Consider the following 23,507-nt stretch of genomic DNA (forward strand, 5'->3'; position numbering starts at 1 on the left):
TACCGCCGGTCCGGCAACCCGCCCGAGACCGCTGCCGCGGCGGATCGACCGATACTCGCCCCCGTCCGCGACGCCGGCCAGCAGGTCTCCATCCGACGGCGGCGCCGGCGAGCGGGCTGGCTACTGGTGCTGACCGTAGTGCTCCTGGCCGGCATCCTCGCCGTCAACGCGTGGGCCTCGCCGACCGCGCCACGGCAGCCGGCGGCGGACCCGCCGCTGCCTCCTCCGACCGCGCTGCCCACGCCTACGACGTGCAGCTTCCCCGGCCAGCTCGGTTGCACCTCCTCCACGCCGACCAGGACTCCGAGCAAGCCGTGCACGGGCGAGGACTGCATTCCGCAGCCGACTCCGCCGGCGCCGAGCACGAATCCGCAACAGCCGGGCACCGGCAGCGGCGACAGCGACTCGGACTGCGGCATCACCGACGTCGGCGCGTGCATCACCGAGGCCATCAACTCGGCGTTCCGCAGTGTCGTCGACGACGCGCTGGATCCGATCCTCGAGCTGATCGGCCACACCGCGCTGTCCACGCCGACGATCAGCGACCTGCCCGGCATCGGCGAGCTCTGGAACAGCTCCTGGGAGATCGTGGTCGCCGCCTACGGGCTGCTCATCCTGCTCGGCGGCATCCTGTTGATGGGCCACGAGACCGTCCAGACGCGCTACTCGATCAAGGAGATCGGGCCGCGCATCCCGATCGCGTTCATCGCCTCGGCGCTCTCGCTCTTCTTCGCCGACAAGCTCATCCGGCTGGCCAACGGCCTGACCCTGGGGGTCCTCGGAGACGGAGTCAACGCGCCCTCGCTGGGCAACACCTTGCAGGAGGCCGTCCAAGGCATCCAGACCGGCGGGCTGTTCATCATCCTGGTCGCGCTCGTGCTGGTGGTCCTCGGCCTCGGTCTCTTGGTCGTCTACGTGGTCCGGATCGTCATCACCCTCGTCCTGATCATCAGCGCGCCGTTCTTCCTGATGTGCCACGGGCTGCCCCACACCGAGCCGCTGGCGCACTGGTGGTGGAAGGCGATCACTGTGACGACGGGTGTTCAGTTCGCCCAGGCGCTGGTGCTGATCACCGCGGTACGCACGTTCCTGTCCGGCGGCGTGCATCTGTTCGGCTCGACGCTGTCCGCGCTCGGCACGCTGATCGCCGCCATCGCCTTGTTCTTCGTCCTGTTCAAGATTCCGTTCTGGATGCTGAAGGCCGTCAAGGTCGGCTCCGGCCGCTCCTTCCTCGGCGGGTTGGCTCGCGCGTACATCGCGGCGAAAACCTTCGGCATGGTCGCCGGCAAGACCGGTGCGTTCGGGAAGGCCGGCGCCGCCGGTGCGACGAAGAACGCCGGTCGCGGTGGCGGCGCGGCTGCCGATCCACCGTGGCCGGCACAGCCGCGTTTTGCGCCCAATCCCGAAGCGGTCAACCGGCGGCTCAAGGCGGCCCACGACGCCGAGAGTGCCCGCGCAGCTCAGCGGCCGTCGCTGCCCTCGCAAACGCCGCAGTTCCTGCAGCCCACGCCCCAAGACAGCACCCACGACCCCGCCGTGATCCCGGCGGACCGGGGACAGACCAAGCCGGAATTCAGTTCCGCGCCGACGCCTGTCTCGCCCACGCCACAACGAAGACCACGGTCGGCAACCCCGCATTTTCAAGCTGCCGGCGGCCCGCGTCGACGCGGCGCCACATCGCCATCGGCTCGCCCGATTCGCACGGCATCGGTGCCGCCGCAGTTGCAGTTCCGCCCGGCGACGCCGCCTGCACCAGAACCGCTCCGAGCCAAACCGACCTCCGCACCTGCCGCGCCGGCGTTCCGGCAGGCGACGCCGGAGGCGCGCCTCGGTGATGCCCATCGGCGCACCCAGTCCGTTCCGCCGCCGATGTTCCGCGCGCCGAAGCCAACTTCAAGAGGTGAAGCGAAATGAGCCAACCCGTCCGGATTCCCGCCGACGTCGACCGCGAAGACCGGGTGATCGGTCCGCTCACCGCGCGACAGCTGCTCATCCTGACCGTCACCGGGATCGTGCTGTACGGGACGTACACGGTCACCCGCGCGTTCGTCCCGCTGGCGGTGTTCCTGGTCATCGCCATCCCGATCGGCGTGACCGCCGCGTTCCTCGCGCTAGGTCAGCGCGACGGCATCTCCCTCGACCGGCTCGTGCTGGCGGCGCTGCGCCAGCGGATGAGCCCGCAGCACCAGGTTGCCGCGCCGGAAGGCGTCCGGCCCACACCCGAGTGGATCGGGCAGACGGCGAGCACAACCAGTTCTTCGGCGTCGACGGTCTCACCGGCCGCGCTGCGGCTGCCCGCGGAAGGGATCACCGACGCCGGCGTCATCGATCTCGGCAAGGACGGCGCCGCCGTGGTCGCGGTCTGCTCCACGATCAACTTCGGGCTGCGCACGCCTGTCGAGCAGGAGGCGCTCGTCACCTCCTTCGGCCGGTATCTGCACTCGCTGACCGCGCCGGTCCAGGTGCTGGTCCGGGCGGAACGGCTGGACGTGTCGGGGCAGATCGCAGAACTTCGCGAACAGGCCGGCGGGCTGCCGCACCCCGCGCTGGAACGGGCGGCACGCGAGCATGCCGAGTACCTCGACCAGCTCGGCCGCACGACCGACCTGCTGCGGCGCCAGGTTCTGCTGATTCTGCGAGAGCCGCTGCGAACCAGCGGCCCGACCGACGGGCTGGGTGGTGCCTCGCCGCTGGCCGCGTTGTCGGCGCGACGCAGGGCTACGAGGCAGGCTGCGTCGATCGACGACGCCGCCCGACGCGCCGCCGAAGCACGGTTGGTGCGCCGGCTGGGCGAGGCAGTGGAACTGCTCTCGCCGTCCGGGATCGTGGTCACCCCGCTGGATGCCGGTCAGGCCACCGCGGTCCTCGCCGCGGCGTGCAACCCCGACAGCTTGATCCCACCGAACTCCGACCTCGCCGGCTCCGACGAGGTCATCACCACCGCACCGGACGAGAGCTGGAACGACACCGCGTTCGGCCGCACCGCGTTCGCCACCGAAGACGCGTTCGGCGCTACCGAGCCCGGGTGGGAGGACGACGAAGACCCCGACGACTACGACGACGTCGCAAGGAGGGACCGCCGATGAAGAGGACCAGGCACCGCGACGCCGCAAGCAGACAGGCACCCGTCGGACAGGCCGGCGCGTTCACCCCGGACGCCATCTCCGTGCGTCCCCGAGCGCTCGAAGTCGGAGGCGAATGGGTCGCGTCGTTCGCCGTCACCGGCTACCCGCGCGAGGTTCATCCCGGCTGGCTGCAGCCCCTGCTGACTTATCCCGGACGAGTCGACGTCTCGCTGCACATCGAGCCGATCGACCCCGTCACCGCGGCCAACCGGCTGAAGAAGCAGCTGTCGAAGCTGGAGTCCGGTCGCCGGCACACCAGCGACAAGGGACGGCTGATCGACCCCCAGGTCGAAGCAGCCACCGAGGACGCCTACGACCTGTCCGCGCGAGTCGCCCGCGGCGAGGGCAAGCTCTACCGGCTCGGCCTCTACCTCACCGTGCACGCCGCGACCGAGGAGGCGCTCGGCGACGAGGTCGCCGCAATCCGGTCGCTCGCGGCATCGCTCCTGCTGGACTGCAAGCCCACCACCTACCGGAGCCTGCAGGGCTGGATCACCAGCCTCCCGATGGGCGTGGACCTGGTCGGGATGCGCCGCACCTTCGACACCAGCGCGCTGTCGGCGGCGTTCCCCTTCACGTCACCGGACCTGCCGCCGCCGGACCCGACCTCGGTCGGCGCCCCGCGCGGCGTGCTTTACGGCTTCAACGTCGGCAGCCAAGGGCTCGTCCACCACGACCGGTTCGCCCTCGACAACCACAACAGCGTGATCCTCGGCCGGTCCGGCGCCGGCAAGTCGTACTTGGTGAAGCTCGAGCTCCTGCGCAGCCTGTACCGCGGCATCGAGATCCACGTCATCGACCCGGAGGACGAATACGCCCGGCTGGCCGCCGCGGTCGGCGGCACCTACGTCCACCTCGGCGCCGAGCAGGTCCGGCTGAACCCGATGGACTTGCCGATCCACACCCGGCCGGACGGACGCCGGACAGCTCCCCGCGACGCGCTCATCCGGCGCAGCCTGTTCCTGCACACCGTCATCTCGGTACTGCTGGGCAGCGAGCTCGCCGCGACTGAACGGGCCGCGCTCGACCGGGCGATCACCGCGACCTACCAGCGCGCCGGCATCACGTCGGATCCGCGAACCTGGACCCGGCCGGCGCCGCTGCTGGCCGACCTCGCGGAGGTCTTGGCTGAGGAAGATGGGGCGGACCTCGCGGCGCGGTTACAGCCGTTCACCACGGGCGCGTTCTCCGGGCTGTTCTCGGGGCCGACCACGACACGGCCCGAGGGCCACCTGGTCGTGTTCTCGCTGCGCGATCTTCCTGGCGAGCTCAAGGCAATCGGAACACTTCTCGCGCTCGATGCGGTGTGGCGCCAAGTGTCCAATCCCGCCATCCGCAAACCCCGGCAGGTCGTCGTCGACGAAGCCTGGTTGCTGATGAAGGATCCGGCCGGCGGCGAGTTCCTCCTCCGGATGTCCAAGGGCTCCCGCAAGTGGTGGGGCGGCGTCACGGTGGCGACCCAGGACGCCCCCGACGTGACGAGCACCGACCTGGGCAAGGCGATCATCGCGAACGCGGCGACACAAATCCTGCTGCGCCAGGCACCGCAGGCAATCGACGAAATCTGCCGGATCTTCGACCTCTCGCAGGGCGAACGGCAGTTCCTCCTCACCGCCGACCGCGGCCAAGGACTGCTCAGCACCGGCACGCAACGAGTGGCGTTCCAGTCCATCGCGTCGCCGGTCGAGCACCAGCTCGTCACGTCGAACCCCGCTGAGCTGGCTGAGTACTCCGACATCTCACCGGAGACTGAGACCTCCTTCGTCGACCTCGACGCTGCCTGATCTTCCGCAACTTCGAAAACACCAGGGGATAACCATGTCTTCGTCGCGCGCTGTTGGTCGGCCCGCTCGATTACTGACGCAGAACAGGGAAATGCGCCAGATCGGCGTCTGGAACTGGTCATTGCCGGCCTGGGCCGAGCGGCTGGCCGACGGCCGCACGTACAACACGTGTCCGAGCGCCGGGGTCTGTGCGCAAGCGTGCTGCGCCGGCTCTGCGCCGATGGAGAGGGTTTGGATGAACACGAAAGCCTAACCTTGCACGTGCGTACCCAAGGTTACTTCCTTGACGAGAGCCCGCAGGATCGCGGTGTCTTGCACGAATCGTTCCTCAAATTCCCGAGTACCTAATGGCGCATACTGCACTGCCACTTCGCGAACCGTGAGACGAGCCCCGAGGATGCTTAGTGAAATCGAACTAATCGGTAGCCTTCGCGAAGAGGTTCCCGATTGCATACTTGATGCTCGAAAAGCCCCTAAACCGACACTAATTTCTACCACATTTGCTACACGTAGCTCTACAGCAGGAGCCGATTGCCGGAGAAACTCATTGAACGATTCCAAACGCTCTTCGAGCGCCGTTGTCAAGAACGCTCCCGCCGCACGCTCAAGGAGACCCCTGAGGACGTCATCGTAAACTACGATTTCAGCCTCAAACGCTTCCTTATAACCTTCTTCAGCTACGCCCGACTTAAGGTCAACGTGAGCTCGAAACTTACGATACTCCATCATCAATCGGGCGAGCGCAAGATGCACTGGCAAGTACACCGAATGAAGATACGACCTGGCGTTCTCTAAGTACGAGTCCCGAAGACGTTGAGAATAGGTGATATCTAGCTCCTGCGCCTTTTTCTTTGCCGTATAGATTGCACCCGCCGCAGCCAGCAGCGCCCCCACCACAACGCCACCCGCAGCAATGAGCGCAGTTAACCATCCCGGCTGAGGTTGGTCAGCTGCAAGAACGAGCGCCTCTTGCATCCGATCCTCCTAGGTTCACTCTTCGAGTGTCCAGTCGCGCCACACCGACAAGTCGTTACGACTTGGTCCACACGAGACGATCGACAAAGGAGAACTCCGTTGAGCACGTCTCCGACCCTGCCCACGCCCGTGAGTCCGTCGGTGCGCTCACCCGACCTGGCAGACCGCGGCTAGCTGCTTTGCAGAGTCGCATCGAACATGACCCACTACGCAACTTCCAATAACGAGCTACCTCAAGCGCCTGGCTGGCCGCCGGTTCTCCGAATGGCAGGCCGAAGTCGACGGCACACGTTCCGCTCGCCGCACGCGCCTGCGGCTGGCCGTCGACAACACCCGTTCCGGCGCCCCAAGTCTCGCGCCGCGGAGACCCGGCCTGAGCAAGGCGGCGAGCCGCGAGCTGCCTGATCCAGCGCTCCAACTTACGTTCGGAGGTCTTGATGTCCTGGCCGTTCGCCCTGTCCACCTCTCTCGCCTCACCTGCCGGCGACTACCTGCGCGACCCGCTCGGTGCGTTCCAGACCGTGCTGGCCCACCTTCGTGATTTCGTCTTCACCTGGGGCCCGATCGCCGGGCCGGCGCTGGCGGTCGCGACGACCGCTGCGGTGATCGCTCGACGCCGCTGGCGCCGCCGCTTCCACGAGAGCCTGGTCAGCGACGCCCGGTTGGTCACCGTGCTGGCGCCGCCGACCGTCGACCCGTCCGGCGCGATCACCGTGTGGTCCAACCTGGTCGGCCTGCTGCGGCCAGGCTGGTGACGGCGCTTCGGCGGGCAACCTCACCTGGCTTTCGAGTTGACGTTCACCGACGACGGCGTGCAGATCCGCTTGTGGGTGCCTGGCCTGGTGCCGCCGGGCATGGTCGAGCGCGCCATCGAGGCGGCCTGGCCCGGCGCGCATACCCGCACGACGCCGGCCAAGCCCCCAATCCCCACCGCCTCCGCAGCCGGCCGGCGAATCGAAGCGGTCGGCGGCGAGCTGCGGCTGGCTCGCTCGGAAGCACTTCCGATCCGCACCGAGCACCCCGCCGACCCGATCAGGGCCCTGCTCGGCGCCCCGGTCGGGCTCGGCCCCCACGAGCGGGCCTGCGTGCAGATCCTCGCCCGTCCCGTCGCCGGGCACCGCGTGACCAAGGCACGGCGCGCGGCGAAGCGGGTGCACGCGGGCAGCTCGGTCAGCCTGATCGGCCGGCTGCTGGACATCGTCACGCCAGGCAAGACCGCGAAGCCGTCATCCAGTGCGCGGACACCAGGGCTCGATCGGCAAACCAGCCTGGAGTTTGCCGCGCAGGACCGCGCCGTCGTGGAGAAGCTGCGGCAGAACCAGTTCGAGACCCGAATCCGATACGCGGTCGCCACCACGGTCCCCGAGCACGCGACGACCGCCGAGATCCAGGCGGTCCGGGAGGTGCTGCGGGGACGTGGCCACGCGATCGCCTCGGCGTTCGCCGCCTTCTCCGAGCACAACTACTTCCGCCGGATCCGGCTCCGGCGGGCCCCCGTCCAGGTGCTGGCCGAACGCCGGTTCGGCAAGGGCGACCTGCTGTCGATCCCGGAGCTGGCCGTTCTCGCGCACCTGCCGATCGACGAAGCCACGCCCGGCCTCCAGCGCGCCGGCGCGAAGGCCGTACCGCCGCCGCCCGGCATCGCCACGGTTGGCGACTTGATCAAGCCGCTCGGCTTGTCGGACTCGGGGCACTCCCGGCCGGTCGGCCTGCACGTCGCCGACGCGCGCCATCACCTGCACATCCTCGGCGCGACCGGCTCCGGCAAGTCGGAGCTGATGGCCCGCCTGATCCTTGACGACGCCGAGGCCGGCCGCGGCGTGGTGGTCGTCGATCCGAAGGGCGACCTCGTGTCGGACCTGCTGATGCGCATCCCCGAGGAGCTCGGCGAGAAGGTCGTGCTCTTCGACGCCGACTCCCGCAGCCGGCCACCAGTGCTCAACCCGCTGGAGGGCGTGGACAAGGCCCGCTCGGTCGACAACCTCGTCAGCATCTTCTCCCGGATCTACGCCTCCTCGTGGGGGCCGCGCACCGACGACATCCTGCGCGCCGGCCTGCTCACCCTGACCGCGATGCTCGGAACGCCGACGCTGGTCGACCTGCCCAAGCTCCTCACGGTCCCGGCGTTCCGGCAACGGGCCTGCGACCAGATCGACGATGACGTGCTGCGCGGGTTCTGGTCCTGGTACGACGCCCTGTCCGAAGCGAGCCGAGCGCAGGTCATCGCGCCGTTGATGAACAAGGTCCGCGGCTTCCTGCTGCGCCCGTTCGTCCGCGCCGCGATCGCCGGCGGGAAGTCCACCGTGGACATGGACGAGGTGCTCAATACCGGCGGCATCTGCCTGGTGCGCATCGCCCGCGACGCGCTGGGAATGGAAACGGCGCGGCTGGTCGGCTCGATCGTCGTCGCCCGCACGTGGCAAGCGGCCACCCGCCGGGCCCGCGTCCCGCAGCGTCAGCGGCGCGACTGCGGGCTCTACGTCGACGAGTGCCACAACTTCCTGAACCTGGCGTACCCGCTGGAAGACATGCTCGCCGAGGCTCGCGGATATCGCCTGTCGATGACCTTGGCCCACCAGTACCTCGGCCAGCTCCCGAAGGAACTGGAAGAGGGCATCAGCACGAACGCCCGGTCGAAGATCTTCTTCAACGCGTCCCCTGAGGATGCGAAGCGGCTGGCACGCCACACCATGCCGCGGCTGAACGAGCACGACCTGTCCAACCTCGGCGCCTTCCACGTCGCCGCGCGCCTGGTCCTCGGCGGCGAGGAAGCACCGCCGTTCACCGCGGTGACCGAAAAGCTGCCGCCTGCGGTCCCCGGCCGCGCCAGGGCGATCCGCAAAGCAGCCCGGATCAACACCCGGCCACCAGTCGCCGAGATCGAGCCCATCACGCAAGGAGGCGCAGCGCCCACCGCTGATCCACGCCGCGCCGCCTGAAACCGGAGGTACTCCCGATGATTTCGAACCCCACTCCTCAGCGGGCGTTGCGCGGGCACATGCCCCAGCGCCCCACGCCGCGAGCGGCCACCACCGGTGAGCACCATGCCCAGCTCGCCGGGCGGCTGACCCACCGCGACCGGTGGCTGGCCCGGATGCTCTACGAGCACAAGGTCTTCACGACCCAGCAGATCGTCGAGCTCTGCTACCCGAGCATGCGCGCGGCCAACCACCGGATGCTCGACCTGTTCAAGTGGCGGGTTGTCGACCGGTTCCAGCCATTCGTCACGACCGGCACCGCCCCGATGCACTACGTGCTCGACATCGCCGGCGCGGTCGCCCTCGCCTACGAAGACGGGCTCGATCCGAAGTCGATCGGCTACCGGCACGAAGACGCGATCGGGATCGCGCACTCCCTGCGCCTGGCCCACACGGTCGGCGTCAACGGCTTCTTCACCGCGCTGGTCGCGCTGGGCCGACGTCCCGGTGTTCGAAGGTCGCTGACGGCATGGTGGTCCGAGCTCCGGTGCGGACGCCTGTTCGGCGACATGGTGCGTCCCGACGCCTACGGCCGGTGGCACGAAGACGACCATCAGCTCGAGTTCTTTTTCGAGTTCGACTTCGGCACGGAAGACCTCGGCAAGCTCAGCCGCAAGCTCTACGGCTACGAGAAGCTCGCCGCCGCGACCGGCATCACCACCCCGGTCCTCATCTGGCTACCCACTCATCGGCGTGAGACGTCCGCCCGCCGAGCGCTCGCCGACTGCCTGTCACAGCTCGACCGGCCCAGGCTCGTGCCGCTGGCCACCACCGCCGCGGACGCAGCTGGCGACCCCGCCGCCACTCGGTGGCTGCCGATCACCGAGGCGGCAACGCGTCACGCCGGCCGGTTGCGGCTCGTCGAGCTCGCCCAGCTCTGGCCCCAACCGGATCTGCCCGGCGACGTGCCGCCGCCAGGCCCGGCCCAGCAGAGTCCAGCGGCTCTGACCGCTCCGGATCCGTTCCCGCCCGCCTCGCCGGCCAGCCGCTTCCGGAGGCGCCCATGAAGTTCGCCTACATCGCGGTCGTGGTCGTCATCATCCTCATCGGCGGCATCGGGCAAGGCGTCGTGAAGGCCGTGTTCGACAGCAGCGGCACCGAGCCGAGCCAGGAGGCCATTGCCGACATTCCCGGCGACTACCTCGCCCTCTACCGGGCGGCAGCTTCCGCGTGTCCCGGCTTGGACTGGTCGATCCTCGCGGCGATCGGCAAGGTCGAGAGCGACCACGGCCGCAGCAAACTGATCGGCATCGCGGAGGGAACCGAGAACTCGTTCGGCGCCCGCGGGCCGATGCAGTTCCTCCAGCCCACGTTCGACGAAGTCGTCGCCCGGCACCCCCTACCGCCGGGCGGCAAGACCCCGCCGTCGCCGTGGGACAAGCATGACGCGATCTACGCGGCGGCGTATTACCTGTGCGAGTCCGGCGCGCCCAGCGACATGCGCAAGGCGCTGTTCGCCTACAACCACGCGGACTGGTACGTCGACGAAGTCCTCGACCAGGCCGAGAGGTACAGCAAGGCCGCGGTCGGCACCGGCCGTTGCGACGACATCCAGGCTCCGAACGCCGCCACCGCCACGGCGATCAACTTCGCCTGCGGCCAGCTCGGGCTGCCGTACCTGTGGGGCGGGAACGGACCGTTGAATGGCGACAGCGGCTTCGACTGCTCGGGCCTGACGAAGGCGGCCTACGCGGCTGCCGGCATCGCCCTGCCGCGGACGGCCCGGACCCAGTACGCCGCCGGCCCGCTGGTGAAGGGTGGCCAGCCGTTGCTTCCCGGCGACCTGGTCTTCTACGGCACCCGCGGCAACGTCCACCACGTCGGCCTGTACATCGGCGCGGGGAAGATGGTGCACGCCCCGACCTTCGGCGAGCCAGTTCAGGTCAGCTCGTACCGCTGGAACGGAGATGACTACCTGCAAGCCTCCCGCCCAGCCAATTAACATTTTACGGGCCACATGAAGGTGCTTGTGACCAACTGACCAACACCTCCTGCGCATACAACAGTTTTCACATACACTGCCTGTCAGCGAGACAACCGTGAGAAGGGGCGGCGTTGACCCGTAAGATCCCGCGCACCAGTAAGGTGTGGATGACGAATGCGCCAGACTGGATAAAGAATGCCTATCGCCTTCGACTTGAGATCGAGTACCGGAAATGCCACGGAAACTCGTTTCAGCAGCTCTTCAATAGAATCATGCGCGCCATGCATGGGTCAGATTTTTCTGAAAGTGCAGCAATGGGCAACGAAGGCGATTTGGGCTGCGACGGGTTCCTCACATCTCGGAAAATCGCCTTTGCCGTCTACAGTCCAGCCCCGTACTTCCGCCTCGGCGATGCACGCACGAAGATGCGAGCCGACTTTGCACGCCTACAAGAATGTTGGGAAATACCCACTCAGGTTGAGACATGGGTATTCGTTGTCAACTACCCTGGCGTACACCCGTCACTGCTGCAAATATCCGACGAGCTCGCTCGCACTAGCGAAATTTCAAGCATTCACGTGTGGTCAAGGAGCGACCTTACACAACAGCTGCTGCTCTGGGGTCGACGAGACTTCGTGGAAGTGGAGTTCGGCAGTGTCGACGTCGGCAGCAAACTACTCGCCCCACTTTCAGTTGTCCCAGAGGACACGGCACTTCCCAGCGACCAGGCCCAGCTTGCCCATCGTCGCCTATGGGCACGCCTGACATGCAACAAAAAGGAGATGGAAAAGCTTGACAAGAAGTGGCTCGCAAGCCTGGCAAACAACCCCTGGAAGAGCCTGTTAGCACATACTCAGATACTCCTCGGCGCAATGGCCTCAGGCACAATGTCCGACGCATACGACGTAATAAAAATGTCAATTCGAACACTGCAACGAGAGTCAGGACTCAACGGAAAAGAAAACAGGATCAGGATCGAAAACGCTTGGTCGATCCCGATGAGGATCCTTATGAAGGACGACTACAAGGGGGTCGAATTCAAGCTTCCCCGAGATCCCGAAGGGATGACCGTTGAAGCAGCAGAAATATGCATGACCCAAGAGAGGCTGACTTTGGCACTTATAAGAATGCATTCTCGAATCCTCAAGAAGTGGGAAACCGATGTGCTTGAGGACGTGTGGACATGGGCATCCGAAGACATCAAAATACATCCGGACTGACAATCAGACTGAATCACAGCAGCTTCAGGAATTCGAGCATCGCCCGATCGCGCTTCAGGTCACCGGAAAGTCGACGGAGTTCCTCTCGCTGCGCCAGCGCCACCTCTCGCCAGCCAGGTTCCAGCGTATTTCCCGCGTGGAAGACGATGTCGGTTCCGAGGTCCCAGATCATGCTGTTCACGGTGGCACAGGCTACGGCGAGCGAGTCGACGTCGCACCCGATCCAGCGGATCGTGCGCGGGTCTCGACCCTGCTCGCACATGACTTCCGCGGCCGCGCGGAACATGCCGCCCGTACCCATCATCGGGTCGGTGACGTTGCTGTGCTCCTGGATATCGGACATGCCGGCAAGGAGCTTCGCGACGGACCCGGGCGTGTAGAACTGACCACGAGCCTTCAGTGCCGACTTCGGCCGGAGAACGGTCAGCACGGTGCCGAGCAGGTCGACGTCGAACCGCCGTTCCGTGCCGGTGAGGTGTGGTTGCCCCGCTCGCAGCGCGGCCTGCGCGACGGCCAGTGCGTGGCCACGCACGTCCCGGTCAGGATCATCGAAGATCCACGCGATCATCGGATGGAGGAGGTGCGTGATTTCGGTGCGGTGCCGGATGACCGACGACCACGTGTGCCGGGCGAAGTCGTGGAAGGTGTCGGCGTCCCAGCTGAGCACCGATTCGCTAACGTTGTGCCCGCACGAATCTTTCTCTGGCAAGGCGGCGAGCGTGGCAACAACTGAAACCGGGATATCGAGTCGACCGGTTCCGTAGGTTCGGTGCCATGCGGACTCGACTGCCGTGGCGATCTTATGCGCAAATTGCCCAGAATCGACAGAAGTGGAAATTGCGCGACGGGATGAAGACACGGGGAGTTCCCTCCAGCTATCAGAGGCACGGCACGGCGTCACACCGCAGGTCGGAGCCATGCGTTAGACTGCAGGCTCGCGCACCCTTCTGGGGTGTGCGGTGTTGGAGCCCGGCGGGTGGTTGCCGCGCCTCTCCGGAGGTGTTCACCCGCCGGGCGCTACTAACAAATTCGGAATCGGTTTTCAGCGGTCCCAGTTGTGCCGCTCGAGATGTGTCACGTCGGTCTTTGACGCCGCGGCGATAGCGTCAGGCCAGCGAAGCCCGTTTGCTTCGTAATGCTGTACCGCGTCGGCCAAGGCTTCGGCCCGCGGAGTGAGTCGCCAGCCGAGCGACCGGAACAGCGTGACCGCCCGGGTTTCCCGCGTGCAGGTCGCGGTGACGGCGTCCACGCGCAGATCTGCGGCCACGTGACCGAACAGCGTCGCCGGGTATCCGTCGAGGAACAGCGGTGTGTCGGGCGGCGACCAGCCGGGCAACGGCGTCATCTCGGGTGGGTGCTGACGCCAGATGTGGCGGGCCACGGCCAGCAAGGCCACGTCGCCGAGCGCCTGGTCTTCCTCGGCGTTGTCGATCTGGTGCGCCAGGATGGCCGCGGCTCGGATGGCGTCACCCCACGTCCAGGACGCTTCGAACTCCTCCGAGAGCTGCGCCAGGCGAGCTGCCTTCTCGGTGAGCCGGAAGCCGAACGCCGGATAGCCGGCCGAGGCTCCGGTGAAGCCGTCGAGGTATTCAGAGGTAGCCCCGAGGCCCTGCAGGACATGGCCGTGCAAGCCGAGCGGGTCGTGGTCGTCGAAGGCGGATGCGGTTGACGTGCCAGCGGGCGGATGGGTTCGCCGTTGCGCCCCGGCGTGGTTGGTGACGTAGCGAAGGCGGCCGTAGAGTTCGGCGCAGCCCAGGATTGAAGGAGTCATAGCGCGCCCCGGCCGATTCACGCGACCGCGGGAACGCCGTGCGCAGCAGCCAGATCCTCGAGAGTCGCCACGGGTGAAGCTGCCGCGTGGCCAAGCCGGTCCAGGATTCGATCTGCGACGCGGAGCACGCACTCCGCCGAAGTGCGTGCAGTCTCGCGATCGGCCGCCCAACCGGCGACGTAAGGCACGGAGTACGCCAGCGTGTCCATGCCGCAGACCGCGGCGACGATGCACGCCACCGACTCGGCCTCGACCTCCAGCACATGCCGCGGCGTGGTGGCCAGACGGGTTTCGTGGTCGCACAAGATGTGCGCCAGCTCGTGCGTCAGCGTCTTCGCGGCCTGCGCGGGTTCGACGTCGTCGCGCACGGTCACGCGCCGCTCGGAGAAGACGGTTCGGCCGAAGGCGCCGCCGCAGTCTCCACGCTCGACCGTGAAGCCGCATGCGCCGATCTGGGCGGCGACCCCGTCCCACAGGCCGCGTGGTGCGTCGCCGCACAGCGCGATCGGTTCCGGCGGGGACGGCTGCGCGGCCCGCGGATCCCCCTGCAGCTGGGAGACGTCGACGACCGGCACGAGCATGAATCCCGACAACGCGGGCGCCTTGTCCGGATCCGTCTCGGCGCCTTCGGTCGGTTTGGTGTTCTCGTCTTCGGTCGTCCCGCGGAAGCACGGCTTCCAGATCTTGATCTTGTGCGTGCCCTTGCGCATGAAGCCGTAGCCTTCGCGCTTCCACTCCGAGAGCGGCCGAACGTCGGTGGCTTCGGGGCACTGCTGCAGGATCATGATCAGGTTGTTGAGGCTGTAGCGGCGCAGCCAGGCGCGGGAGGTGATCAGCTGCTGCCAGCCGTCGGCGGTCATCAGCTTGTCCACGCCCTCCAGCAGCTGCTCGCGGGCAGCTTCGAGTCGCTCGGCGCGTTCTTCGGGCGAAACCGTGCGCCGGGCCTTCGTTGCGGCCCTGGACGGTCGACGGGGTGTGCGGGTCATGACGGATCCCTTCGGATGGGTTTGGTGCGGTGTTGGTGGTTCGGTGGCGTGCCGGGGTTGCCGTCCCGGAACACCACGGTTGTGCGTGGTCCTCGTTGTTCGCGAGCTGTCAGCTTTTGGCACGTTCCCACTCGAAGTCGGCGCCGATCGCGTACCGGCCGTCCGCCTCTAGGACTTGCGTCGGCACGTATCCGTCCTGGACCGCGGCGAGCGGGTCAAGGAGCATGATCGTGTTGTCCTCCCAGTACGCCACCGTGGCGCCCGGGTACTGCCGCCCGCAGGCGTTGAGCCAGGCGACTACGACGACCGCGACGTCGGGGCGGAAGCGCGGGGTCCCGGACCGGCTCCAGCCGGACACGGGGTCCACCTGGGCCGGGAAGCCGGGATCGCTGCCGGTGGCGTTGATCTTGACCAGGGCTTCGCCCGCCTCGGGCGCGAGCCGGTAAGCACCGGCGAGCAATGCTTGCTCGGCGACGACGTCGGCGGCTGGTGTGGTCAGCTCCCATTCCCACGCACCGGCGCCGATCGGGTAGCGGCCATCGGCGCCCGGTTCGATGCGTTCCGCGCGATCGGCCGCGGTTTCGGTGATGGCGACAGCCTCGCTGTCGAATGCGGCGGCGATGGCACCGTGGCAGTCGCTCAGCCAGGCCACCACGGCTTCAGCCGCCGCGCGGCTGAAGCGCGGCCGAGCGAACCCGTTCCAACGCTTGTCCTCGATCACGGCCGGGAAGGCGGTGCCGGAATCGGCCACGGTCACGTAGACCTCGCCCGGCTGGGCGCGGTCGCCTGCTGGTGCGGTGTTCATCGGGAACCTCCGTAGGCGTTCAGGCGGCGGGAGGAACCGAGTGCAGACGCCGAGTCGGCGCGTAGGTGCCGACGACGTGAGTTCCTTCGTGCAGCACCGTCAGGGCGGCGTGCGGCATCGGTTCTCCGGCGTACGGGGTGTGCATGATCAGCCGTCCGGCGAGATCGCCGTCGGCGTCGTCCGGCACGCGCCGGATGGTGAAGGTGAAGGCGCCGCGCGGGTCGCCGACCGAAATGGACACCGTGACCGAGTCCTCGGATTCGTCGGTGTGCACGGCCGCGCTGTTGCACCAGGACAGCGGGATCCGCTCGGGATCGTGCGGGCCCTCGCCGTAGTCCGGGTCGGTGTCGGCCGTCGGCTCGAAGTCGGCACACGCGGTGTCGCCGGACGTAGATTCGTAGCCGTCCGGAGTCTCGGCCAGTTCCTCCCCGCACGCTCGGCACCGATGCGTCGGAGCCGAGTCCGTGTCGAACTGCAGGGTGATCGATTCGGCGACGTCGTCGGACAGCCCCATCGGGGTTCCGTCCACGGAGAGCACAGCGAACATGGCAGCCTCACAAGGAAGTAGAGGTGAGCGCACGGCTCACGAAGACGCGGGACCGCCCGCGCAACGGCGAAAGATCAGAAGATGGAGAAGCCGACGCGACCGGTAGCGCATGCCGGGCACGCGACGGTGCCGGATTCGTCGTCGATCTCGGCGGCGTCATCGAAGTCCCAGGCGTCGGCGTCGCAGTCGTCGGGCCGGAAGTGCCACGACCCCGACTCCGCCGACCAGCGCGTCCCGCACGATCCGCACCCGGCAAGACAGGTTGACGCGCCGAACCCTTCGATTTCGAACAGGGAGCACAGCAAGTCGTCGCTGTCCCCTGAGATGCCGGCGACGCCGACCAGGGCCGCTGTGAAGTCGCCCGTCTCGCCGACCAGGTACCACCCGGCCGGGACGGTGTAGGCGCGCTCGGTGATCTCCCACCGGCCGGCGTACGCGTGTCCGTACCGGATCGCTCGGCTGTCGGCTTCCCGCGAAAAACGGTAGTCGACGCCGACCAGCGCGAACGGTCGGATGACGTGCACGGACGTCACCGTGCGTCCCTCGGACAGGTAGGTCTGGCCCGCGTCTTCCTGCAGCACGTCGCGCGTCTCGACGTACCCGGCAGCCTGCAGCTCACCCAGCACGCCGGACACGGACCGGTCGGCGACGTCGGGATACTTGGGCGCGTCCGGCAGGAAGTCCGCAACTTCGACGCGCACGTACGGCTCAACGGCGTAGACGCACTCCGCGTACGTGGCGAACTTCAGGGCATCGTGGAGCCGTCGGCCCCAAGGGTGGTCGGAGCTGCTCACTAAGGCTTGGATGGTATCCGCCGCGTCGACGGTAAGAGAAAATTGGGACACGCACGCCTCAAGCATGGTCATCACTGAGCCTTCAGTCAGGTGAGCGGTGTTGGTTAGCGAACCGGAGAGTTTGGGGTTGCCGTCCCGCTCTCTCCACATTCAATTTTAGGGCCCGGTAGCAGAAAATCAAGACTCTAATGAGTTATATTTTGCACCACCACGGATCCATCAGAGACTCGCAACGACCGAGAAATAACCTCACAGAAGGGAGCGGACGCGCAGACCAGTGCAACATAAACACCAAATCGAGCAGATAGAGGAACCGGTAAGAATGGAGTAATAGCATTTAGGAAATAAGAACAGAAGGGCGAGCTCACGGAATTGTTCGAACGATTTGCTTGCCTGGCACGATCCTGCGGACACGCCGCCCCACCCGACTGTTCACACGCCTGCCGGCGTCCGAGTCGGGCGCCACATGGGCAGGGGCAATAGGCGCGCCGACCTGGCTCTTCATATGCTGGCAGGGACTACCGCTCTAATAGGCACCGTGAGAAGACCGTCGCCGAGTATGACCCCAGGACCCTGCAGTAGCTGTAGTTTCTCTCACGTCCGATGTCGTAATCTCACAGGCGATTTGTCGTTGAACTTGACACAATCCCGGTCAGTATCCAGTGTTCGGTCATCGCCGCAAAGGTTGCCAGGCAGCGGTGCACCGTCGATAATAATGCATTGCCATGGCATCACAGTAGCGGAATATTGATGAAAGGCCAGATCTCCTGGTCGGGCTTCTTCGGGGCCGCTACCGATCTCCTGATGAGTGCGTTCTACCGAGCGCTCGCGCGCGGCGCGGACAAAGTGACCGCGTTGAACGAGGCGCAGCACCAGGTCCGCACGATGACGATCGCCAGTGCGATCACGTACTGCCAGGACGCGGCGCGGCACGTCGACGACCCCTTCGTCTTCGAACACGACATCGCCGACCTACGGTTCCAGGCCCGTGACTTCACCACTGCCGAAACCGAGTACACCGCGCTCGCCGAAGAGACACCGCCGGACAGCCCGCGGTACCGCAGCCTCGTGGCGGCGATCGCCCGCACCCCGGCGCGCCCAGCGGGCCGGGAGCGAGGCCGACTACGGCCTGCGTCCGTACGAACGGCCCTACCACTGGGCTCCGTTCGTGCTCCTCGGCGACTGGAGGTGACCGCCCGAGGTCTCACCGCAACCACAGGAGACCGGCACCTGCGGCCACGACGGTCAGCGCCGCCCACCACGTGGCCGACGTGGGCGCCCATCGCGCGCCATTGCTCTCTTCGGCGGCCGGCGGTGGTTCGTCGGGTACCAGCTGCGTCCCCTCGGGAATGCCGTGGAACCAGAGCTGCCCGATTCCCAGCCACTGCGGACGGTCGAGCACCGCGGCCTCGCCGTGCAGCTTCACGGCGAGGTCCCGCCGGTACACGTCGAAAGCTGCCCGTACCTGTTCCGCATAGCTTTCCGCAGCCTGCAGGGACACCAGGTAGCAGGTGTGCGCAACGAGCGAACCGCCAAGCAGGCAACCGAGGTAGATCAACACCGGCCCCCGCACCACCAAGAGATACGCGCTCGTGCCGATGGCGAACAGGCCGCTGAGCGAGCTGAGCGCGAGCAGCCGTTCGAGCAGGCTCCTCGTCTCGCCGAGCCCGGTCGCGACGCGGTCCGGTAGCACCGCGTACAGCCGCGGCCAGAACAGCACACCGTCCATCCCATACCGCAGCGCGGGGTACAGCTCCGCGCTCTTGAAGATGTTGCCAAGCCTGGTCGGCATGACCTCCTCCGGCCGGGACTTGGGCGGGTAACGGAAGTAAAGCTGCTGGTCGTCGTCGAGACGCCGCAGCCGCAACCGGTGCCAGTACTTCCCGAACGTGGAGAACGGCCGCCGCCAGTAGCCCTCGAAAAACCGTGTCAGCGCGATCGACGTGCTGCTCAGGAGGATCGCGAGGAACGCAACCACGGCGAAGAACAGGACCACCTGCACCGTCTTCAGCTCGACGCTCTGCGCGGTCCACGTCGTGACCATCTTGCTGAGCCCGCCTGCCCGGTGGCTGCCCACGATCACCACGGCGAGTGCACCAGCCGCGAAGCTCGGCACCAGCGCGTCTAGGAAGAACCGGCGTCCGACGATTCCGGCCGACTCTTTCAGCAGTGATCCGAGCACGCGTCAGCCCCCGCTCAGTGTGATGGTGTGGGCAGGCAGATCCGGGTTGGCGCATCCGCCTGGCCGATCGGGATCGTAGAAGGTCAGCGTGTTGACGTGGCCGCACCCCGGCCAGGCGCAGCTCACCCGCGCCGTCGGAACGCGGATGTCTCCAGGGAGCGCGGAGTCCGTTCCCTCTCCCATCGTGCGGCTCGCGATCTGACCGGCGGACGCCGCCTCGTCGATCGCCGCCGTGGAGATCACGCCGAGTACCTCGGAGTCACGCACGACCACAGCTCCGTGCGGGTTGAGGTCGAGCAACGTAACCGCTTCACCACCGACCACGTCGTCGAGCGGTATCCCGATCGGGATCTCCACGCCCGGTGGCAAGGCTCGTCCTTCGGCCAGGTCGGCGGCGGTGCCCAGGGCGAGGACGTGCCCGGACTCGTCGACGAGCACCGCGTAGGTCCGGTCGCCGAGCAGGCCGAGCGCTTCGGCCGGGGAAGCGGGCTCGCGCAGCACGACGAACGACGTATCGGGTTCCACGGTCATCTCCAATCACCGACCAGGACGAACGATGCCCAGTGGTAGGGCTCTTCGTAGGGACGGAGTTCGTAGTTGGGCGTGGCCGCAGTTCGTCCAGCGCGACGCGATCGTGCCGCCGCACTGAGCAGCTCGCGGCGCAGCGGGCTGTCGGCCGGCGCCTGGTCCGCGAGGTCGGCGTAGGCCTCCGCGGCCGCGGTGAAGTCACGGGCGCGGAACCTCAGATCGGCGATGTCGCGCTCGATCACGAGCGGGGTGTCGAGGTGCCGCGCCACGTTCTGGCAGTAGGCGATCGCGTCGGCGACGGTCATCGAGCGCAGCCGTCGCTGTGCTTCGCTCAACGCCACCGGCTTGGCCGCGCCCGTCGCCAGCGCCTCGTAGAAGGCGCGCATGAGAATGCTGGTAGAGATCTCGTCGACTTGCCACAGACTCACCAGCACCGCAAGAGCGCCCGCGTAGATCAACGAACGGGTGAGGCCCAGCAGCTCATCACCAGGCGCCTGCTCGGCGAGCCCGGTCTCGCACGCGCTGAACGTGACGAGGTCGCAGTTCAGCCGCAACGACATCAGATCCGCCACCGTACACCGCCCGTCCGCCAGAAGGATGCCGGAACGTTGCGGATCGCCCTCGTCGAACTCGCCATGACACGCGACATGCCACACGCGACCCGTCACGGACCGCACGGCGTCGGTGGTGACCTCGGCGCCTATCAGCAGCTCGACCGGTGCCGCCAACAGCTGGGCGACCTCCGCCGCCTGCACCCGTGCGTGGGCCAACGGCCGGTCCGCACGGGAGTCGGCCATGATCGTCGCTCCGGTCGTACGGGCGGCGCCAGTGTTGGTGTAGCGCAACAACCCGGCCGCGGGCAGGTACGAGACCGCGTGCCGCTCAGCCAGTGACGTGCCGGCGACCTCGACCGCGTGCAACGGCACGAGATGCAAGGCGTCGTGCGGTACCAGGCAGAGCCGCTCGCCCTCGGCGCACCGCTCCAGCAGCGGCTCGACCAGTGAACGAAACGCCTGTGTGACAACGTGAACCGGATCGGCGCGCGACTCGGCGACGGCCGCGCGGAGGTCGTCGCGGGACAGCTCGATCACGACCACCTCAGGCTCGGCCTGCTCAGCCCGCACCAGGAAGAGCGTGGTCCGGTCGTCGGTGACAAAGTACTCGGCAAGCACGGTGCCGTCTGCCAGATACCCGCGGACCTCACCAATCGACATCGGTTCGCCCCGTCGTGACCGGACGTGCTCCTCACCGTCCACTCCGGATTCGGCGATCTCGTTCCATACCTGATCCAGCCGTGTCTGCGCCGTACGCACGCGGTGGAGCAGCGCGGGACGCCCGGCGTCGGAGGCCTCAGCCTGCTCCCGGATCGCGCGCTGGAGCTCTTCGACGGCCGCTTTCTCGTCTTCGCTGAGATCGGCCGATGCCGTTGACTCACCCAACTGCTCGAGGAACACGCGAGACCGCGCCGATTCCACGAGTTCGAAGGCCTTGCCGTACGGGTCGCGCGGCCAGCCCGGTGCGTCCAGCTCGCCCTGGGTCACGAGCAGTTCGGCGCCGATCTCGTAGGCATTGCCGGGGAAGACCGCTCCCGCCCCGATGCGGAGGTCGGCGTCGAGTACGCGGCCACGCATCTCCTCCAACACGTCCATGGCCGCGCACGCGTACCCGTAGCTCTCCAAGACGTCCTCGGTCATCCAGGCCAGCCGCAGGTGCGCATTGTGGACCCAGGTCAGGTGTCCGTCGCGGGTACCGACCTCCACCGCTTCGAGCAGCAACCGCCGTTCCAGCTCCAGGTCTCCCCTGTGGTCGGCGGCTAAGGCCTGCAACGCCAGCGACATTGCCGGAATACTCAGCGCCTTCGGAGCCTCGGTGAGCTCACCACCTTCGAGCCTCCACGCCAGAATCGACAACACCCACCTGAACTCCTGGATGTGCCCCTTCCGACCACTGCGCCCGAAACTCCGCACGGCGGAACCGGCTTCCTCCGCGTCCGCCGCTCGCCAGCCGCGCCGGTCAGGGGTCGTTGCGCGCGCATGCTCCAGCAGCCCGCGCGCCGTCTCCAGCTCGTCCAACGCCAGATGGGCGGACGTGGCCATGAGCAGCGCGAAATGCTTCGCAGGTGCAGCCAGGTTGTTGTCCTGCAACAGCTCCTCGAGTTCTCGAAGCGCGTCGCGGGGCCTGGCGAGCCGGTCCGTGAGCACCGCGGCGGCGGACGCCTGCGCGAGTGCGGCAGTGATCGGTGCGTGCGCGGACCTGGCGTGATCCGCCGCCGCCCGCCACGATGCCACGGCGTCGTCGCGCCAGTTCAGGGACTGGTGGACCCTCGCCCTGGCGAAATGGCACATCCACCGGGCCCGGTGCTGTTCGCGGCGCAGGTTCTCGACGTGGCGGTCCGGGAATCGCGGCACGACCTCCGCGTCGACGAGGTCGATCGCCTCCTCGGCGATCTCGAGCCACTGTAGCGCGGCGGTCCCTCCAGCCGCGGGCGGTCGATGACTCGACTGCATGGCCGACCAGGAGAGCCGGACCACGAAACCGTAGTCCGGGCGGTGGGGCCGCGCGAGGAACGAGTCGTACAACCAGCAGCCGAAGACGTGCCGCCGCCAGCCCGGCTGGTAGTGGATGATCTGCTCCGCCTCGGAGATCGACATGACCGTCAGCTGGTTGTTGAGGAACCCGGTCAGGCTCGTGACGAGTTCGAAGACCACGAGCATCGCGGCGGCGACGAGCAGGTCGTCCGCCGGGTGGAACAGCCCGACGGCAGCGAACACCAGCACACCGCGCCGCAGTGCGATCTCCCGGACGAACATGACCAGCAGCAGCCGGGCGCGGCGTGCATGGATCGAACCGATGTGCTGGGTGCGGTTCACAAGCGACGCCGACAACCCCACCAGGACGTCCAGCCCGACCAGGACCAGCCCGCTGACCACGCCGTCGGGACCGGGCAACAACCGCAACAGGTCGACGACGAGCGTGCCGAACGGCGTGGCGGCCAGACCGAGTGCGACCACCACCCAAACGAGGCCGGAACGCGCGGCCCGCCTCAGGTAGCGCGTGATTCCGCGCAGCTTCGAGTCGAACCACCACACCTGAACCGCGATCAGCACGGCCACACCGACTCGCGTCCACCAGCCGACGGTGGTGGCGCCCGGGAATGGCAGCACCGCCGCCAGCAGCACGGGCACTGCACCGATAGCGAGAAGCAGGACGCGCAGGACGCGGTCCACCACAACAGGTGGCTGGATCACGTCGCCGTACCTGAGCGTGTCACGGATAACGCGGCGGACGTCCACTGGCGCGGACCGCCGGCGAAGCGTCACCACCAACGACTGTGCGGCGGATCCCACGACGATCGGGGCGACCCACCCCAGCAGCAACATCTCGTCGGGCTGCAAGAAGGTGTAGACCAGGGCGGCCCCCGCACCGGCCTGAGCCAGGCCGACGCCGCCCAGCAGGACTCCGACCACGACCAGCGCCAGCACCCCGCCCCAGCCCGTCCCAGCGACCCACGCCAGGGGCCGGTGCGTCACCCAGCCGATCAACGTCCACAACACTAGCCCGACGATCATCAGGGCGACGGGATTCCGCCGGGTTTGGGCGGCACGGAGGGGTAACTGGAGGATCGCGCACGCGATCGCGACGAGCACCAGCGGCAGGGTCCACACCCAGTTGGTCGGCGTCATGTGAAGTCACCCTCGTCGCACGACTGATCTATTTAGCAGTCGCCGGTTGGCCACAAGGCGTTACTAAGTCACGCGCAGCGAGTGCGGTCCCGAAGACCCACGCTGAACACCCGAAGGCCGGCCTTCTAGTCCGCGAGCGTGAGTACGGTGAAACGGCATAGCCGGGCAGGGAAGGCGATGCGCGCTGCTCCATCGTGGCCGACGG

17 protein-coding genes and 3 pseudogenes are annotated in these 23,507 nt (G+C 67.3%); 9 read left to right on the forward strand and 11 right to left on the reverse strand.

Annotation, left to right across the window (positions count from 1 at the left end):
* Positions 1-126 precede the first annotated feature (126 nt).
* From ABFJ78_RS37450 to ABFJ78_RS37465, 4 genes and pseudogenes are all read left to right on the forward strand, one after another.
* Complete coding sequence (locus ABFJ78_RS37450; protein WP_436392172.1) at positions 127-1,914, forward strand: hypothetical protein; 1,788 nt, start codon at positions 127-129, stop codon at positions 1,912-1,914.
* Positions 1,911-3,086, forward strand: a complete 1,176-nt coding sequence (locus tag ABFJ78_RS37455; protein ID WP_436392173.1) for a PrgI family protein — start codon at positions 1,911-1,913, stop codon at positions 3,084-3,086. Before ABFJ78_RS37450 ends, ABFJ78_RS37455 begins: the two co-directional genes overlap by 4 nt.
* Positions 3,083-4,909 (forward strand): VirB4 family type IV secretion system protein, encoded by a 1,827-nt coding sequence (locus ABFJ78_RS37460; RefSeq protein ID WP_436392174.1) that lies wholly within the window; start codon positions 3,083-3,085, stop codon positions 4,907-4,909. The genes ABFJ78_RS37455 and ABFJ78_RS37460 overlap by 4 nt, the downstream gene beginning before the upstream one ends.
* A gap of 34 nt (positions 4,910-4,943) precedes the next feature.
* Positions 4,944-5,117: pseudogene (locus ABFJ78_RS37465) on the forward strand (GP88 family protein); the annotation flags it as partial.
* Positions 5,118-5,158: 41 nt separating this feature from the next.
* Here the strand turns inward: ABFJ78_RS37465 and ABFJ78_RS37470 are convergent.
* Positions 5,159-5,884 carry a hypothetical protein gene (locus ABFJ78_RS37470; RefSeq protein ID WP_436392175.1) on the reverse strand — a complete coding sequence of 242 codons (726 nt, stop codon included), beginning with the start codon at positions 5,882-5,884 and terminating at the stop codon, positions 5,159-5,161.
* Between the two features lie 220 nt (positions 5,885-6,104).
* Here ABFJ78_RS37470 and ABFJ78_RS37475 point away from each other — a divergent pair.
* The 5 genes and pseudogenes from ABFJ78_RS37475 to ABFJ78_RS37495 form a co-directional block, all read left to right on the forward strand.
* Positions 6,105-6,236, forward strand: a pseudogene (locus ABFJ78_RS37475) (GP88 family protein); the annotation flags it as partial.
* Between the two features lie 85 nt (positions 6,237-6,321).
* Positions 6,322-8,823: pseudogene (locus ABFJ78_RS37480) on the forward strand (type IV secretory system conjugative DNA transfer family protein).
* 17 nt (positions 8,824-8,840) lie between these two features.
* Positions 8,841-9,869, forward strand: coding sequence for a replication-relaxation family protein (locus ABFJ78_RS37485; protein ID WP_436392176.1), 1,029 nt, complete (start codon positions 8,841-8,843; stop codon positions 9,867-9,869).
* Positions 9,866-10,804 carry an NlpC/P60 family protein gene (locus tag ABFJ78_RS37490; protein WP_436392177.1) on the forward strand — a complete coding sequence of 313 codons (939 nt, stop codon included), beginning with the start codon at positions 9,866-9,868 and terminating at the stop codon, positions 10,802-10,804. The genes ABFJ78_RS37485 and ABFJ78_RS37490 overlap by 4 nt, the downstream gene beginning before the upstream one ends.
* Positions 10,805-10,917: 113 nt before the next feature.
* Positions 10,918-12,006 carry a hypothetical protein gene (locus ABFJ78_RS37495; protein ID WP_436392178.1) on the forward strand — a complete coding sequence of 363 codons (1,089 nt, stop codon included), beginning with the start codon at positions 10,918-10,920 and terminating at the stop codon, positions 12,004-12,006.
* A 13-nt stretch (positions 12,007-12,019) separates the two neighbouring features.
* Here the strand turns inward: ABFJ78_RS37495 and ABFJ78_RS37500 are convergent, their stop codons facing one another.
* From ABFJ78_RS37500 to ABFJ78_RS37545, 10 genes are all read right to left on the reverse strand, one after another.
* Positions 12,020-12,865, reverse strand: a complete 846-nt coding sequence (locus ABFJ78_RS37500) for an N-6 DNA methylase (RefSeq protein WP_436392179.1) — start codon at positions 12,863-12,865, stop codon at positions 12,020-12,022.
* A gap of 183 nt (positions 12,866-13,048) precedes the next feature.
* A complete protein-coding gene (locus ABFJ78_RS37505) occupies positions 13,049-13,777 on the reverse strand; it encodes a hypothetical protein (protein WP_436392180.1) in 729 nt (242 codons plus the stop codon).
* A gap of 17 nt (positions 13,778-13,794) precedes the next feature.
* Positions 13,795-14,763, reverse strand: a complete 969-nt coding sequence (locus ABFJ78_RS37510) for a hypothetical protein (RefSeq protein ID WP_436392181.1) — start codon at positions 14,761-14,763, stop codon at positions 13,795-13,797.
* A gap of 109 nt (positions 14,764-14,872) precedes the next feature.
* On the reverse strand, positions 14,873-15,568 hold the full coding sequence (locus ABFJ78_RS37515) for a hypothetical protein (protein WP_436392182.1): 696 nt from the start codon (positions 15,566-15,568) through the stop codon (positions 14,873-14,875).
* A 19-nt stretch (positions 15,569-15,587) separates the two neighbouring features.
* Positions 15,588-16,115 carry a hypothetical protein gene (locus tag ABFJ78_RS37520; protein ID WP_436392183.1) on the reverse strand — a complete coding sequence of 176 codons (528 nt, stop codon included), beginning with the start codon at positions 16,113-16,115 and terminating at the stop codon, positions 15,588-15,590.
* A 74-nt stretch (positions 16,116-16,189) separates the two neighbouring features.
* Positions 16,190-16,909, reverse strand: coding sequence for a hypothetical protein (locus ABFJ78_RS37525; protein ID WP_436392184.1), 720 nt, complete (start codon positions 16,907-16,909; stop codon positions 16,190-16,192).
* Between the two features lie 594 nt (positions 16,910-17,503).
* Entirely contained in the window at positions 17,504-17,869 is a 366-nt protein-coding gene (locus ABFJ78_RS37530; RefSeq protein ID WP_436392185.1) for a hypothetical protein, read from the reverse strand.
* 244 nt (positions 17,870-18,113) lie between these two features.
* On the reverse strand, positions 18,114-19,091 hold the full coding sequence (locus tag ABFJ78_RS37535; RefSeq protein WP_436392186.1) for a hypothetical protein: 978 nt from the start codon (positions 19,089-19,091) through the stop codon (positions 18,114-18,116).
* Positions 19,092-19,094: 3 nt separating this feature from the next.
* A complete protein-coding gene (locus ABFJ78_RS37540; protein ID WP_436392187.1) occupies positions 19,095-19,622 on the reverse strand; it encodes a hypothetical protein in 528 nt (175 codons plus the stop codon).
* Entirely contained in the window at positions 19,619-23,302 is a 3,684-nt protein-coding gene (locus ABFJ78_RS37545; RefSeq protein ID WP_436392188.1) for a CHAT domain-containing protein, read from the reverse strand. The genes ABFJ78_RS37540 and ABFJ78_RS37545 overlap by 4 nt, the downstream gene beginning before the upstream one ends.
* Positions 23,303-23,507 lie beyond the last annotated feature (205 nt).

Source organism: Amycolatopsis sp. MEPSY49 (assembly GCF_051337345.1).
Lineage (GTDB): Bacteria > Actinomycetota > Actinomycetes > Mycobacteriales > Pseudonocardiaceae > Amycolatopsis.

Coding starts and splice junctions, on each gene's coding strand:
- ABFJ78_RS37490 (WP_436392177.1), top strand. CDS start 9,866: ATGAAGTTCGCCTACATCGCGGTCGTGGTCGTCATCATCCTCATCGGC.
- ABFJ78_RS37540 (WP_436392187.1), bottom strand. CDS start 19,622: ATGACCGTGGAACCCGATACGTCGTTCGTCGTGCTGCGCGAGCCCGCT.
- ABFJ78_RS37455 (WP_436392173.1), top strand. CDS start 1,911: ATGAGCCAACCCGTCCGGATTCCCGCCGACGTCGACCGCGAAGACCGG.
- ABFJ78_RS37485 (WP_436392176.1), top strand. CDS start 8,841: ATGATTTCGAACCCCACTCCTCAGCGGGCGTTGCGCGGGCACATGCCC.
- ABFJ78_RS37470 (WP_436392175.1), bottom strand. CDS start 5,884: ATGCAAGAGGCGCTCGTTCTTGCAGCTGACCAACCTCAGCCGGGATGG.
- ABFJ78_RS37515 (WP_436392182.1), bottom strand. CDS start 15,568: ATGAACACCGCACCAGCAGGCGACCGCGCCCAGCCGGGCGAGGTCTAC.
- ABFJ78_RS37460 (WP_436392174.1), top strand. CDS start 3,083: ATGAAGAGGACCAGGCACCGCGACGCCGCAAGCAGACAGGCACCCGTC.
- ABFJ78_RS37545 (WP_436392188.1), bottom strand. CDS start 23,302: ATGACGCCGACCAACTGGGTGTGGACCCTGCCGCTGGTGCTCGTCGCG.
- ABFJ78_RS37510 (WP_436392181.1), bottom strand. CDS start 14,763: ATGACCCGCACACCCCGTCGACCGTCCAGGGCCGCAACGAAGGCCCGG.
- ABFJ78_RS37505 (WP_436392180.1), bottom strand. CDS start 13,777: ATGACTCCTTCAATCCTGGGCTGCGCCGAACTCTACGGCCGCCTTCGC.
- ABFJ78_RS37520 (WP_436392183.1), bottom strand. CDS start 16,115: ATGTTCGCTGTGCTCTCCGTGGACGGAACCCCGATGGGGCTGTCCGAC.